Source organism: Staphylococcus pasteuri, assembly GCF_030547725.1.
GTDB lineage: Bacteria > Bacillota > Bacilli > Staphylococcales > Staphylococcaceae > Staphylococcus > Staphylococcus pasteuri.
On sequence record NZ_JAUOQO010000381.1, the window covers coordinates 1 to 268 of the forward strand.

The 268-nt window shown below is 39.2% G+C and carries 1 protein-coding gene; it reads left to right on the plus strand.

The window, feature by feature from the left end; genetic code table 11:
* The coding region (locus tag Q4528_RS14080) for a rhodanese-like domain-containing protein (RefSeq protein ID WP_303522225.1) at positions 1 to 268 on the plus strand (268 nt) is incomplete at both ends.

Genomic DNA, 268 nt, shown 5'->3' on the forward strand with positions numbered 1-268 from the left:
GTCCAGAACTTCTTTCCCAGTGGGATGATCTAGAGGGATATTCCTTTATCTCAACGGAACAATTGAATGATGTATATGACAAAGAAGATGTTTATGTTGTAGATATTCGAAAAGAAAATGAATGGAACGCAGGCCATATTCCTGGAGCTAATCATCACATGCTTGGCTATTTAGAAGAACAGGCGAATGACATTCCAGAAGATAAAACAATCGTCGTTCACTGTCAGTCTGGTACTCGTTCAGCAATCGGAACAAGTTTACTACAATC